The sequence below is a fragment of the Pseudomonas sp. TE21394 genome (assembly GCF_054057835.1).
Genome location: NZ_JBSRZR010000001.1, coordinates 989,810 through 1,003,107, shown reverse-complemented (window position 1 = coordinate 1,003,107; position 13,298 = coordinate 989,810). Strand labels below are relative to the sequence as shown.

Below are 13,298 nucleotides of genomic sequence, written 5' to 3'. Positions count from 1 at the left end.
TTGCACCATGGCATACAGTGAAAAGGTCATCGACCACTACGAAAACCCGCGCAACGTCGGCAAGATGAATGCCGAAGACCCGGACGTCGGCACCGGCATGGTCGGCGCCCCGGCCTGCGGTGACGTGATGCGCCTGCAGATCAAGGTCAACGAGCAGGGCGTGATCGAAGACGCCAAGTTCAAGACCTACGGCTGCGGTTCGGCCATCGCTTCCAGCTCCCTCGCCACCGAGTGGATGAAGGGCAAGACCCTGGACGAAGCCGAAACCATCAAGAACACCCAGCTGGCCGAAGAACTGGCGTTGCCGCCGGTCAAGATCCACTGCTCGGTACTCGCCGAAGATGCCATCAAGGCAGCGGTACGCGATTACAAGCAGAAGAAAGGCTTGATCTAAGTCGCCTGTTGCGAGGTAAGGAGTCCAGATGGCTATCAGCATGACAGAAGCCGCCGCCAACCACGTGCGGCGTTCCCTGGAAGGGCGCGGCAAGGGTGAAGGCATTCGCCTGGGCGTGCGCACCACCGGTTGCTCGGGCCTGGCCTACGTGCTGGAGTTCGTCGACGAACTGGCGGAGGAAGACCAGGTGTTCGAGAACCATGGCGTCAAGGTGATCATCGATCCCAAGAGCCTGGTCTACCTCGACGGCACCGAGCTGGACTTCGTCAAGGAAGGGTTGAACGAAGGCTTCAAGTTCAACAACCCCAACGTGCGCGGTGAGTGTGGCTGCGGCGAAAGCTTCAACGTTTGAGGCTGGCTGTGGGTACTCCTTGTCATTTCGCATTGTTTGACCTCCAGCCAGGCTTCCGTCTGGATCTCGAAAAGCTGGCCACTCGCTATCGCGAGCTGGCCCGCGAGGTCCATCCCGACCGCTTTGCCGATGCCTCCGAGCGTGAGCAACGCGTAGCGCTGGAAAAGTCCGCAGCCCTTAACGACGCCTACCAGACCCTGCGCAGTGCGCCGCGTCGCGCCCGCTACCTGCTGGCCATCAGCGGTCATGAAGTGCCACAGGAAGTCACGGTCCACGACCCGGACTTCCTGTTGCAGCAGATGCAGTGGCGCGAGGAGCTCGAAGAGCTGCAGGACGAAGCCGACCTTGACGGTGTAGCTGTGTTCAAGAAGCGCCTGAAGGTCGCCCAGGACACGCTGAACGAGGACTTTGCCGCCTGTTGGGACGCCCCGGGCGAGCGCGACAAGGCCGAGCGCCTGATGCGCCGCATGCAGTTCCTCGACAAGCTCGCCCACGAAGTGCGCCAACTGGAAGAGCGCCTCGACGACTAACCCGGTGCTGCCCGTGATGGCACCTAAGGTATTCAGATAAGCATGGCCCTACTGCAGATTGCCGAACCCGGTCAAAGCCCTCAACCGCATCAGCGCCGCCTGGCGGTGGGGATCGACCTGGGTACCACCAACTCCCTGGTCGCCGCACTGCGCAGCGGCCGTAGCGAGCCCCTGCCCGATGCGCAGGGCAACGTCATTCTGCCGTCCGCGGTGCGCTACCTCGACGGGCGCAACGAGGTGGGGCAGGCTGCGCGTGACGCCGCTTCCCTCGACCCATTGAATACCGTGCTGTCGGTCAAGCGTCTGATGGGGCGTGGCCTGGCCGACGTCAAGCAATTGGGCGAGCAGCTGCCGTACCGCTTCGTCGGCGGTGAATCGCACATGCCGTTCATCGATACCGTGCAGGGGCCGAAGAGCCCGGTTGAAGTGTCCGCCGATATTCTCAAGGTGCTGCGCGAGCGTGCCGAAGCCACTCTGGGCGGCGAGCTGGTCGGGGCGGTGATCACTGTGCCTGCCTATTTCGACGACGCCCAGCGCCAGGCCACCAAGGACGCTGCGCGCCTGGCCGGCCTGAACGTGCTGCGCCTGCTCAACGAGCCGACCGCAGCCGCCGTGGCCTATGGCCTGGACCAGAACGCCGAAGGCGTGGTGGCCATCTATGACCTGGGGGGCGGCACCTTCGATATCTCCATCCTGCGCCTGACCGCCGGCGTGTTCGAAGTACTGGCCACCGGTGGCGACACCGCCCTGGGTGGTGACGACTTCGACCACGCGATTGCCGGCTGGATCATCGAGCAGGCCGGCCTGTCGTCCGACCTTGACCCGGCCACCCAGCGCGCACTGCTGCAAACCGCCTGTGCCGCCAAGGAAGCCCTGACCGACGCCGACGTGGTCAGCGTCAGCCATGGCGCCTGGCAGGGCGAACTCAGCCGTGCCGGTTTCGAAGCCATGATCGAACCGCTGGTTGCCCGCAGCCTCAAGGCCTGCCGCCGCGCCGTGCGTGACAGCGGCATCGAGCTGGAAGAAGTCAGCGCCGTGGTCATGGTCGGTGGCTCGACCCGCGTGCCGCGTGTGCGCGAAGCTGTGGGCGGCTTGTTCGGGCGCACCCCGCTGACCTCGATCGATCCTGACCAGGTAGTGGCCATCGGTGCCGCGATCCAGGCCGATACCCTGGCCGGGAACCGCCGCGAGGGTGGCGAGTTGCTGCTGCTCGATGTTATCCCGCTGTCGCTTGGCCTCGAGACCATGGGCGGGCTGATGGAGAAGGTGATCCCGCGCAACACCACCATTCCGGTGGCGCGTGCCCAGGAGTTCACCACCTACAAGGACGGCCAGACGGCCATGATGATCCACGTGCTGCAAGGTGAGCGCGAGCTGATCAGCGACTGCCGCTCGCTGGCGCGTTTCGAACTGCGCGGCATTCCGGCCATGGTCGCCGGTGCGGCAAAGATCCGCGTCACCTTCCAGGTCGATGCCGACGGCCTGCTCAGTGTCGCTGCCCGCGAGCTGGGTTCGGGCGTGGAAGCCAGCATCCAGGTCAAACCGTCCTACGGCCTGACCGACGGCGAAATCGCCCGGATGCTCAAGGACTCCTTCGAACACGCAGGTTCGGACAAGCAAGCCCGCCAGTTGCGCGAGCACCAGGTGGATGGCGAACGCCTGCTCGAAGCGGTACAGGGCGCCCTGGACGCCGATGGCGAACGCCTGCTCAGCAGTGACGAGCGCGAAGCCATCGAATTCCAGATGCAAGAACTACGTGATTTGCTGGCCGGCACCGATGGCGCAGCCATCGAGCAACAGACCAAGCGTCTGTCGCAGGTGACCGATGCATTTGCCGCCCGTCGCCTTGATTCGACGGTCAAAGCCGCACTGGCCGGGCGCAACCTGAATGAGATCGAGGAGTAACCGATGCCGCTGGTGACATTCCTGCCGCACGAGAAGTTCTGCCCCGAAGGGCTGACTGTGGAGGTCGAGCCCGGGACCAACATCCTGGAGCTGGCCCACGACCATCACATCGAGATGGAAAGCGCCTGCGGCGGCGTCAAGGCCTGCACCACATGCCACTGCATCGTGCGCAAGGGCTTCGACTCGCTGGAAGAGGCCGACGAACTGGAAGAGGACATGCTGGACAAGGCCTGGGGCCTGGAGGCGCAATCGCGCCTCGGCTGCCAGGTGGTCGTCGCTGACCAGGACCTGGTCATCGAGATCCCCAAGTATTCGCTCAACCACGCCGCCGAAGCGCCGCACTGAGGTTTGTTCCATGAGCCTGAAATGGATTGATGTACTTGAGATCGCCATCCAGCTTGCAGAAAGCAAGCCGGACGTCGATCCTCGTTATGTGAATTTCGTCGATCTGCACCGCTGGGTGCTGGCCTTGCCAGAATTCAGCGACGATCCGTCACGCGGCGGTGAGAAAGTGCTCGAGGCCATCCAGGCGGCCTGGATCGAAGAAGCCGACTGAACGCGTCCTGCAGGTTAGGCAATCCCCTGGAACCCGCGTATAATTCGCGGGTTTAATTTTTCGCAACACTCATTTTTCTGGAGTTTTCCATGGCTGTTCAACGTACTTTCTCCATCATCAAGCCTGACGCTGTCGCCAAGAACGTCATCGGCGAGATCACCACTCGTTTCGAGAAAGCCGGCCTGCGCGTCGTCGCTTCGAAAATGAAGCAGCTGTCCAAAGCCGAAGCCGAAGGCTTCTACGCCGAGCACAAAGAGCGCGGCTTCTTCGCTGACCTGGTTGCCTTCATGACTTCCGGCCCGGTCATCGTCCAGGTTCTGGAAGGTGAAAACGCCGTTCTGGCCAACCGCGAGCTGATGGGCGCCACCAACCCGAAAGAAGCTGCTGCCGGCACCATCCGTGCTGACTTCGCCGTTTCCATCGACGAGAACGCCGTTCACGGTTCCGACTCGGAAGCTTCGGCTGCCCGCGAAATCGCTTACTTCTTCTCCGCTACCGAGCTGTGCGACCGCATTCGCTAAGCGAAGCAGGTCTTGGGTGATTCCATGAGTGACATGACTGGCAAGATCAACCTGTTGGGCCTGACCCTGCAGGAAATGGAAAAATTCTTCGAGTCGATCGGAGAGAAGCGTTTTCGTGCCGGTCAGGTCATGAAATGGATTCACCACTATGGCGTCGACGATTTCGCCGCCATGACCAATGTCGGCAAGGCCTTGCGCGAAAAGCTCGAGGCCGTTGCCGAGATTCGGGGCCCGGAAGTGGTCAGTGAAGACATTTCCGCCGACGGTACCCGCAAGTGGGTGGTGCGCGTTGCTTCCGGCAGCTGCGTCGAAACCGTCTACATCCCCACCGACGACCGCGGCACCCTGTGTGTCTCGTCGCAAGCCGGCTGCGCCCTGGACTGCAGCTTCTGCTCCACCGGCAAGCAAGGCTTCAACAGCAACCTCACCGCCGCCGAAGTGATCGGCCAGGTATGGCTTGCCAACAAATCCTTCGGGACCGTTCCGGCCAAGATCGACCGCGCCATTACCAACGTGGTCATGATGGGCATGGGCGAACCCCTGCTGAATTTCGACAATGTCATCGCCGCCATGAAGATCATGATGGAAGATCTGGGCTATGGCATTTCCAAGCGTCGCGTCACCCTCTCGACTTCGGGCGTCGTGCCGATGATCGACGAGCTGGCCAAGCACATCGATGTGTCGCTGGCCCTGTCGCTGCACGCGCCGAACGACGAACTGCGCAACAAGCTGGTACCGATCAACAAGAAGTACCCGCTGAAGATGCTGCTGGAATCGTGCATGGGCTATATGGCCACCCTGGGCGGCAAGCGCGTGCTGACCATCGAGTACACTTTGCTCAAGGACGTCAACGACCAGCCCGAGCATGCAGCGCAAATGATCGAACTGCTGCGCGACGTGCCGTGCAAGATCAACCTGATCCCGTTCAACCCGTTCCCGCATTCGGGCTACGAGCGGCCAAGCAACAACGCCATTCGCCGCTTCCAGGATCTGTTGCACCATGGCGGCTTCAATGTCACTACCCGTACTACCCGTGGTGACGACATCGATGCTGCCTGCGGCCAGCTGGTTGGCCAGGTCAACGACCGCACCCGCCGCAGCGAACGCTACATCGCTGTGCGCCAGCTGTCTGCGGATGCCGACCTGCCAGACAGCGCTGCGCAGCACTGACCGGACCTTGCCCATGAGCCTGCGCGCCGCGCTGTCGATCCTTGCGCTTTCGCTGCTGGCCGGCTGCGTGTCAGGCGGCGCGGGCGATCCGCTGGCCAGCCGCCAGGGCAGGGCGGAGGCGGGGCGGGCTTATGTGCAGCTAGGCCTGGGTTATTTGCAACAAGGTTTGACCGAGCAGGCCAAGGCGCCGCTGGGCAAGGCCTTGGCCCTGGACGAGGATGATGCCGATGCGCACGCCGCCCTGGCCCTGGTACTGCAGGCCGAGGGCGAGCCGGAAACGGCCGAAGGCCATTACCGCAGGGCACTGCAGCTGCGCAGCGGCGACACGCGAATTCGCAACAATTACGGCAGTTTCCTTTATGCTCAGGGGCGATTCGCCGAGGCTGAGCAGATGTTTCGCCTGGCCAGCGCCGATACCCTGTATCCTGAGCGTTCACGGGTTTACGAGAACCTGGGCCTGACTGCCCTCAAGCTCGAACGCCGCGACCAGGCGTACGCCTATTTGCTGAAAGCTTTGCAACTCAACCAGCGGCAACCGAAAGCGTTGCTGGAAATGGCTGAGTTGTCCTACGAAAACAGGCATTATGTGCCGGCCCGGGACTACTACGATCGTTTCAGCCAACTGAGCGAACACGATGCCCGTAGCCTGCTGCTGGGCAGCCGCCTTGCCAGGGTGTTCGACGAGCAGGGCAAACTGGCCGAGCTGGGCCAGCAATTACAACGACTTTATCCCGGTACGCCGGAATATCAGCAATACCTGTCGGAGCAACGATGAAAGCCGCGCACCCCGAAGTAGCCGTAGCGCCTGGCCAGAACCCCGGTGAGCTTTTGCGTCAGGCCCGTGAGAACCGGGACTGGTCACAAGCCGAGGTGGCCCGCAAGCTCAACCTCACTGTCAGCTCGTTGAACCACGTGGAAACCGGCGCCTTCGACAAGCTGCCCGGGCATACTTTCGCCCGTGGCTACATCCGCGCCTATGCCAAGCTGATGGACCTGGACCAGGCCGCCCTGGTGGATGCCTTCGACCGCTACACCGGCACCCACGCCAAAGGCAGCGACGTGCACTCGCTGGGCCGTATCGAAGAGCCCGTGCGTCTGTCGCACAACATCCTGCGTGGCGTCAGTCTGCTGCTGCTGGTGGCGGTGGTCGGTGGTGGTTTCGTCTGGTGGCAGGACCAGGGCAGCCTGCGTGGCAAGGACCTGGCCAAGATCGCACTGGAACACGTCGAAGTCGAAAGCGCCGACGGTACCACCCAGATTCACCCGCTCGATGAGCCAGAAGACCAGGCCGTTTCGGCCGGCCAGCAGCCCGAAACCGCGCCGCTGCCGCTGGAGCAAGGCGCCGCCGGGCAGCCCGATGCCGTCGCCGAACAGGCTCCGGCAAACCCGGCATCAGCCGCTGCCACAGCACCCACCGCGGCGCCCGCGCAGCAGGCTCCAGCGCAGGCAGCAGCCAGCGCACCGGTAGTCACGCCTGCGCCGGTAGCACCGGTCGCTGTGCCCCCGGCGGCTGCACCGGTCGCTCCTGGGCCGGCCGTAGCCGCCGCCGAGCCAGCCTCGCCAGCCGTGCCCGCCCAAGTGCCGGCCGGCAGCGCCAAGGTGGCCATCCAGTTCAGCGCCGATTGCTGGACCCAGGTCAGCGACGGTAATGGCAAGGTGCTGTTCAGCGCCATCAAGCGCAAGGGGGACAACCTCGAGCTGACCGGCAAGCCGCCGTTCGCGGTACGCCTGGGCTTTGCCCGTGGCGCCCAGGTCAGCTACAACGGCCAGGCCGTCGATGTTGCCCCGTTCACCAGTGGCGAAACCGCTCGCCTGAAGTTGGGACAGTAAGTCATGCACGGCGAATCTCCGATCAAACGTCGCGAATCCCGCAAAATCTGGGTCGGCAATGTGCCGGTGGGTGGTGATGCGCCTATCGCGGTGCAGAGCATGACCAATACCGACACCAACGATGTGGCCGCCACCGTGGCGCAGATCCAGCGCCTGGTCGATGCCGGCGTGGACATCGTGCGGGTCTCGGTGCCGGACATGGACGCCGCCGAGGCGTTCGGCCGCATCAAGCAGCAAGTCAGCGTGCCGCTGGTTGCCGATATTCACTTCGACTACAAGATCGCCCTGCGTGTAGCCGAACTGGGCGTCGACTGCCTGCGTATCAACCCAGGCAACATCGGCCGTGAAGACCGCGTGCGCGCAGTGGTCGATGCCGCCCGCGACCGTGGCATCCCGATCCGTATCGGCGTCAACGCCGGCTCCCTGGAGAAGGACCTGCAGAAGAAGTATGGCGAACCGACCCCGGCGGCGCTGGTCGAGTCGGCGCTGCGCCATGTCGAGCACCTCGACCGCCTGGATTTCCAGGACTTCAAGGTCAGCGTCAAGGCTTCCGACGTGTTCATGGCCGTCGAAGCCTACCGTCTGCTGGCCAGGCAGATCGTGCAGCCGCTGCACTTGGGCATCACCGAGGCCGGCGGCCTGCGCTCGGGGACGGTGAAATCCGCTGTCGGCCTCGGTATGCTGCTGGCCGAAGGCATTGGCGATACCATCCGTATCTCGTTGGCGGCCGACCCGGTCGAAGAAGTGAAGGTTGGCTACGACATCCTCAAGTCGCTGCACCTGCGTTCGCGTGGCATCAACTTCATCGCCTGCCCGAGCTGCTCGCGGCAGAACTTCGATGTGGTCAAGACCATGAACGAGCTGGAAGGGCGCCTGGAAGACCTGCTGGTACCGCTGGACGTAGCGGTCATCGGTTGCGTGGTCAATGGCCCGGGCGAGGCCAAGGAGTCCCATGTCGGGCTGACCGGCGGTACGCCGAACCTGGTCTATATCGACGGCAAGCCGGCGCAGAAGCTGACCAACGACAACCTGGTCGACGAGCTGGAAAAGCTCATCCGCCAGAAAGCGGCCGAGAAGGCCGAAGCCGACGCGGCGCTGATCGTCCGTGGCTGACACCCGAATTCGTAAGGACTTTTCGTGAGCAAATCGCTGCAAGCCATCCGTGGCATGAACGACATCCTGCCTGAACAGTCGCCGCTGTGGCGCTACTTCGAAGGCACCGTGGCCGGCCTGCTGGATACCTACGGGTATAGCCAGATCCGCACGCCGATCGTCGAGTTCACCGAGCTGTTCAAGCGCTCGATCGGCGAAGTGACCGACATCGTCGAAAAAGAGATGTACACCTTCGAGGACCGCAACGGCGACTCGCTGACCCTGCGTCCGGAAGGCACGGCCGCCTGCGTGCGTGCCGTGCTCGAGCATGGCATCACTGGCAACGGCCAGGTCCAGAAGCTGTGGTACATCGGCCAGATGTTCCGCCACGAGCGCCCGCAGAAAGGCCGCTACCGCCAGTTCCACCAGATTGGCGTGGAAGTGTTCAACCTGGACGGCCCGGACATCGATGCCGAGCTGATCATGCTGACCTGGCGCCTGTGGGGCCTGCTGGGCATCCAGGACGCGGTCAAGCTGGAACTCAACAGCCTGGGCACCAGCGAAGCCCGTGCGCGCTACCGGGATGCGCTGGTCGAGTTCCTCTCGGCACGCCTGGAGCAGCTGGATGAAGACAGCCAGCGCCGGCTGAAGAGCAACCCACTGCGCATCCTCGACAGCAAGGACCAGAACACCCAGGCGGTGCTGGTCGGTGCGCCGAAGCTGGAAGACTACCTCGACGAAGAATCGCGCGTGCACTTCGAGGGCCTCAAGGCCCGCCTGGACGCTGCCGGTATCCCGTTCGTGATCAATACCAAGCTGGTGCGCGGGCTGGACTACTACAGCAAGACCGTGTTCGAGTGGGTTACCGACAAGCTCGGCGCCCAGGGCACGGTCTGCGCCGGTGGCCGCTACGACGGCCTGGTCGAGCAGATGGGCGGCAAGCCGACTCCGGGCGTCGGTTTCGCCATGGGTATCGAGCGCCTGATCCTGCTGCTGGAAACCCTGGGCAAGGTGCCCGAGTCCATCAGCCGACAGATCGACGTCTACCTGTGCGCCTTCGGCGAACAGGCCGAACTGGCTGGCCTGCGCTTGTCCGAGGGCCTGCGTGACCGCATGCCGGGCCTGCGCCTGGCGGTCAACGCCGGTGGTGGCAGCTTCAAGAGCCAGTTCAAGAAAGCCGACAAGAGCGGCGCGCTGTTCGCGCTGATCCTCGGTGATGACGAACTGGCCAAGCAAGAGATCGGCTTCAAGCCCCTGCGTGGTCAGGGCGAACAACAGAACATTGCCTGGGATGCTCTGGCTGAGCACCTGGAAACCGCGATCGCGCAGGCGTAACGCGGTTCAACAAGCGAATAGGCGAAAAGGAGTATTGGGGTGTCGAGTACCGATGATGAACTGGCAGGGGTCAAGGACTGGTGGAACCGCAACGGCAAGCCGCTGCTGACCGGTGCCCTGCTGGCTGGCGTGGTGGTATTGGGCTGGAATACCTGGCACAAGTACCAGAACAATCAGTCGCAAGGTGCCTCGCAGCTGTACCAGGCCTTGCTGGAAACCAGCCTGACGCCCACTGGCCAGCCTGACGCGACCAAGGTCGCGGAACTGGCCGGCAAGCTCAAGAGCGAGTTCGGTGGTACCGCCTACGCCCAGTATGGCAGCCTGTTCGTGGCCAAGGTCGCGGTCGAGAGCGGCAAGCTCGACGACGCCGCTGCCGAGCTGAAAAGCGTGCTGGACAAGCCGGCCGATGCCACCCTGGGCGAAATTGCGCGGCAGCGCCTGGCACGCGTGCTGGCGGCCCAGAACAAGGCCGAGGACGCGCTCAAGCTGCTTGACGGCGACGCCGAGCAGGCCTTCCTGGCCAGCCGTGAAGAGTTGAAAGGTGACTTGCTGGTGCAACTGGGGCGTGCCGACGATGCGCATAGCGCTTACGAGAAAGCCAAGGCTGCGTTGTCCGATGAGGCGGCGGTCGGTGGCCTGCAATTGAAGCTGGATGACTTGGCCAAAGGGGACGCGTAAGTGATCGGTTGGAAACATGCAGCAGTGCTGACCCTGGCCGTCCTGGCCGCAGGTTGCAGCAGCAACAGCAAGAAGGAACTGCCCCCGGCCGAGCTGACCAAGTTCACCGAGGAAGTGGTGCTGAAGAAGCAGTGGAGCCGTTCGATCGGCGACGGCCAGGGTGAAACCTACAATACCCTGGTGCCGGCGATCGAAAACGACCGTATCTATGCCTCCGACGTCAACGGTGAAGTCTTCGCCCTCGACCGCATCACCGGAGACGTGGTGTGGAAGAAGGACCTCGAGCTGCCGGTTTCCGGTGCTGTCGGCGTCGGCTATGGCCTGGTCATGCTGGGTACCCTCAAGGGTGAAGTGATTGCCCTGGACTCCAGCACTGGCGAGGAACGCTGGCGCTCCCGCGTGACCAGCGAAGTGCTGGCCCCGCCGGCCAGCAACGGTGACGTGGTGGTGGTGCAGACCCAGGACGATCGCCTGATCGGCCTGGATGCCGCCACCGGTGACCGCCGCTGGATCTACGAGAACAGCCCGGCTGTGCTGACCCTGCGTGGTACCGGCGCGCCGATCGTCACCAACCGCCTGGCCGTCGCCGGCCTGTCCACCGGCAAGGTGGTAGCGGTGGACATCAACAACGGTGTACCGGTGTGGGAAAGCCGTGTGGCGATTCCGCAGGGTCGTTCCGAGCTGGACCGTGTGGTCGACATCGACGGCGGCCTGCTGCTGTCGGGTGGTACCCTGTACGTCAGCACCTACCAGGGCCGCGTCGCGGGCCTGGACCTGGAAAGCGGCCGCGTGCTGTGGCAGCGCGATGCCTCCAGTTACGTGGGTGTCGCCCAGGGCTTTGGCAACGTCTACGTCAGCGAAGCTTCCGGCACTGTCGAAAGCGTCGATGAACGCTCTTCCAGCGCGCTGTGGAGCAACGACACCATGGCGCGTCGCCAGCTGACCGCGCCGGAAGTGTTCTCCAGCTACGTGGCGGTGGGTGACTTCGAGGGCTACCTGCACCTGCTGAGCCAGGTCGATGGCCGCTTCGTCGGCCGTGAGCGTATCGACAGCGATGGCCTGCGTGCCCGTCCACTTGTGGTCGGCGACACCATCTACGTCTTTGGCAACAGCGGCAAGCTCGAGGCACTGACCATCCGCTGAAGCTATGCTTGAAGCCTTGGCGGGCTTCAAGCCGCGGCGTAGGACACGCCGCCCGAACTCCGGCCGCTGCCTTGCAGCGGCCTTTGCATTTTCAAGAATTCAAGAGTGGAGAGCCGAATGGTTCCCGTAATCGCCCTGGTGGGCCGCCCGAACGTCGGCAAATCCACCATGTTCAACCGCCTGACCAAGACCCGCGATGCCATCGTCGGTGACCTGTCGGGCCTGACCCGTGACCGCCAGTACGGTGATGCCACCTGGCAGGGTCGTTCCTTCATCCTGATCGACACCGGCGGTATCACCGGTGACGAAGTGGGCATGGACGAGAAAATGGCCGAGCAGTCGCTCATGGCCATCGAAGAAGCCGATTATGTGCTGTTCCTGGTTGACGCCCGTGCTGGCATGACCGCCGCTGACCAGATGATCGCCGAGCACCTGCGCAAGCGGAACAAGGAAGCGATCCTGGTTGCCAACAAGATCGACAACATCGATGCCGACGTTGCCCGCGCCGAGTTCTCGCCGCTGGGCATGGGCAATGCCATTCCGGTGGCGGGCTCCCAGGGCCGCGGCATCAATGCGTTGATGGAGGCCGTGCTCGGCCACCTGCCGCGCGACCAGGTCGAGGAAGCGCTGGACGCGGAAGTCGCCGAAGGCGAAGAAGCGGTGCGCATCCCTGGCCCGAGCGAGAAGGACGGCATCAAGATCGCCATCATCGGCCGCCCCAACGTGGGCAAGTCGACCCTGGTCAACCGCATGCTCGGCGAAGAGCGCGTGGTGGTGTACGACCAGCCGGGCACCACCCGCGACAGCATCTACATCCCGTTCGAGCGCGACGACGAGAAGTACACCTTCATCGACACCGCCGGCGTGCGCAAGCGCGGCAAGATCCACGAGGAAGTCGAGAAGTTCTCGGTGGTGAAGACGCTGCAGGCGATCAAGGACGCCAACGTGGTGATCTTCGTCATGGACGCCCGCGAAGGCGTGGTGGATCACGACCTGAACCTGCTGGGTTTCGCCCTGGAAGCCGGCCGCGCCATCGTCATCGCCCTGAACAAGTGGGACGGCATGGAGCCGGGCGAACGCGACTACGTGAAGACCGAGCTGGAGCGCCGGCTGTTCTTCGTCGACTTCGCCGACATCCACTTCATCTCCGCCTTGCACGGTACCGGCGTGGGCCACCTGTACAAGTCGGTACAGGCTGCGTTCAAGTCGGCCGTGACCCGTTGGCCGACCAGCCGCCTGACGCAGATCCTCGAGGATGCCGTGAGCGAGCACCAGCCGCCGCTGGTCAATGGCCGCCGCATCAAGCTGCGCTATGCCCACCTTGGTGGTGCCAACCCGCCGCTGATCGTGATCCACGGCAACCAGACCGACAAGATTCCGAAGTCGTACTCGCGTTACCTGGAAAACACCTACCGTCGTGTACTGAAACTGGTCGGGACGCCGATTCGCATCGAATACAAGGGCGGTGAGAACCCGTACGAGGGCAAGAAGAACACCCTCACCGACCGTCAGGTCAACAAGAAACGCCGCCTGATGTCGCACCACAAGAAGGCCGAGAAGAAGCGTCGCGACAAGAAACGCTGATTCCGCGTCAGCTTCTTCGCGGGTAGGCCCGCTCCCACAGGTACTGCGCAGTGATCGAGTCTGTCGAGAACCTGTGGGGGCGGGATCACCGGCAAAGGGGCCTTTGATCCAGCGCAATGCCCCCATCGTTTCAACCTTTTTCCTGACCGCTCGATCCGCTATGCTCGGACTCCACCCCGTGCCGGATACACCCCAGGAAAGAGGGCTT

General features: G+C 63.4%; 15 protein-coding genes. All 15 read left to right on the top strand.

Annotated features, from left to right (window positions below; all coding sequences use genetic code 11):
* Positions 1–7 precede the first annotated feature (7 nt).
* The 15 genes from iscU to der all read left to right on the top strand — a co-directional run bounded on the left by iscU (position 8) and on the right by der (position 13,090).
* Complete coding sequence (iscU, locus tag ACVWZT_RS04600) at positions 8–394, top strand: Fe-S cluster assembly scaffold IscU (RefSeq protein WP_003248539.1); 387 nt, start codon at positions 8–10, stop codon at positions 392–394.
* 28 nt (positions 395–422) lie between these two features.
* Positions 423–746 (top strand): iron-sulfur cluster assembly protein IscA, encoded by a 324-nt coding sequence (iscA, locus tag ACVWZT_RS04595; RefSeq protein WP_170028347.1) that lies wholly within the window; start codon positions 423–425, stop codon positions 744–746.
* A gap of 8 nt (positions 747–754) precedes the next feature.
* Entirely contained in the window at positions 755–1,276 is a 522-nt protein-coding gene (gene hscB, locus ACVWZT_RS04590; protein WP_457468346.1) for a co-chaperone HscB, read from the top strand.
* A 42-nt stretch (positions 1,277–1,318) separates the two neighbouring features.
* Entirely contained in the window at positions 1,319–3,181 is a 1,863-nt protein-coding gene (gene hscA / locus ACVWZT_RS04585) for a Fe-S protein assembly chaperone HscA (protein ID WP_296231721.1), read from the top strand.
* Positions 3,182–3,184: 3 nt separating this feature from the next.
* Complete coding sequence (fdx, locus tag ACVWZT_RS04580) at positions 3,185–3,526, top strand: ISC system 2Fe-2S type ferredoxin (RefSeq protein WP_025337773.1); 342 nt, start codon at positions 3,185–3,187, stop codon at positions 3,524–3,526.
* Between the two features lie 10 nt (positions 3,527–3,536).
* Positions 3,537–3,737, top strand: coding sequence for a Fe-S cluster assembly protein IscX (gene iscX, locus ACVWZT_RS04575; RefSeq protein ID WP_023382209.1), 201 nt, complete (start codon positions 3,537–3,539; stop codon positions 3,735–3,737).
* 89 nt (positions 3,738–3,826) lie between these two features.
* Positions 3,827–4,258: a nucleoside-diphosphate kinase gene (ndk, locus tag ACVWZT_RS04570; RefSeq protein WP_023382208.1), complete on the top strand. Its 432-nt coding sequence runs from the start codon at positions 3,827–3,829 to the stop codon at positions 4,256–4,258.
* Positions 4,259–4,282: 24 nt separating this feature from the next.
* Positions 4,283–5,428, top strand: a complete 1,146-nt coding sequence (rlmN, locus tag ACVWZT_RS04565) for a 23S rRNA (adenine(2503)-C(2))-methyltransferase RlmN (RefSeq protein WP_457468344.1) — start codon at positions 4,283–4,285, stop codon at positions 5,426–5,428.
* Positions 5,429–5,441: 13 nt separating this feature from the next.
* On the top strand, positions 5,442–6,203 hold the full coding sequence (pilW, locus tag ACVWZT_RS04560; protein WP_457468342.1) for a type IV pilus biogenesis/stability protein PilW: 762 nt from the start codon (positions 5,442–5,444) through the stop codon (positions 6,201–6,203).
* Positions 6,200–7,258, top strand: a complete 1,059-nt coding sequence (locus ACVWZT_RS04555) for a RodZ domain-containing protein (protein WP_457468341.1) — start codon at positions 6,200–6,202, stop codon at positions 7,256–7,258. Before pilW ends, ACVWZT_RS04555 begins: the two co-directional genes overlap by 4 nt.
* 3 nt (positions 7,259–7,261) lie before the next feature.
* Entirely contained in the window at positions 7,262–8,371 is a 1,110-nt protein-coding gene (ispG, locus tag ACVWZT_RS04550; protein WP_296231718.1) for a flavodoxin-dependent (E)-4-hydroxy-3-methylbut-2-enyl-diphosphate synthase, read from the top strand.
* Between the two features lie 24 nt (positions 8,372–8,395).
* Positions 8,396–9,685: a histidine--tRNA ligase gene (gene hisS, locus ACVWZT_RS04545; protein ID WP_296231717.1), complete on the top strand. Its 1,290-nt coding sequence runs from the start codon at positions 8,396–8,398 to the stop codon at positions 9,683–9,685.
* Between the two features lie 39 nt (positions 9,686–9,724).
* Positions 9,725–10,363: a tetratricopeptide repeat protein gene (locus ACVWZT_RS04540; RefSeq protein WP_225780494.1), complete on the top strand. Its 639-nt coding sequence runs from the start codon at positions 9,725–9,727 to the stop codon at positions 10,361–10,363.
* Complete coding sequence (gene bamB / locus ACVWZT_RS04535) at positions 10,364–11,506, top strand: outer membrane protein assembly factor BamB (protein ID WP_296231715.1); 1,143 nt, start codon at positions 10,364–10,366, stop codon at positions 11,504–11,506.
* 117 nt (positions 11,507–11,623) lie between these two features.
* Positions 11,624–13,090, top strand: a complete 1,467-nt coding sequence (gene der, locus ACVWZT_RS04530) for a ribosome biogenesis GTPase Der (RefSeq protein ID WP_296231713.1) — start codon at positions 11,624–11,626, stop codon at positions 13,088–13,090.
* Positions 13,091–13,298 lie beyond the last annotated feature (208 nt).

Coding starts and splice junctions, on each gene's coding strand:
- hscA (WP_296231721.1), top strand. CDS start 1,319: ATGGCCCTACTGCAGATTGCCGAACCCGGTCAAAGCCCTCAACCGCAT.
- ndk (WP_023382208.1), top strand. CDS start 3,827: ATGGCTGTTCAACGTACTTTCTCCATCATCAAGCCTGACGCTGTCGCC.
- fdx (WP_025337773.1), top strand. CDS start 3,185: ATGCCGCTGGTGACATTCCTGCCGCACGAGAAGTTCTGCCCCGAAGGG.
- ACVWZT_RS04555 (WP_457468341.1), top strand. CDS start 6,200: ATGAAAGCCGCGCACCCCGAAGTAGCCGTAGCGCCTGGCCAGAACCCC.
- der (WP_296231713.1), top strand. CDS start 11,624: ATGGTTCCCGTAATCGCCCTGGTGGGCCGCCCGAACGTCGGCAAATCC.
- iscX (WP_023382209.1), top strand. CDS start 3,537: ATGAGCCTGAAATGGATTGATGTACTTGAGATCGCCATCCAGCTTGCA.
- rlmN (WP_457468344.1), top strand. CDS start 4,283: ATGAGTGACATGACTGGCAAGATCAACCTGTTGGGCCTGACCCTGCAG.
- ispG (WP_296231718.1), top strand. CDS start 7,262: ATGCACGGCGAATCTCCGATCAAACGTCGCGAATCCCGCAAAATCTGG.
- iscA (WP_170028347.1), top strand. CDS start 423: ATGGCTATCAGCATGACAGAAGCCGCCGCCAACCACGTGCGGCGTTCC.
- iscU (WP_003248539.1), top strand. CDS start 8: ATGGCATACAGTGAAAAGGTCATCGACCACTACGAAAACCCGCGCAAC.
- pilW (WP_457468342.1), top strand. CDS start 5,442: ATGAGCCTGCGCGCCGCGCTGTCGATCCTTGCGCTTTCGCTGCTGGCC.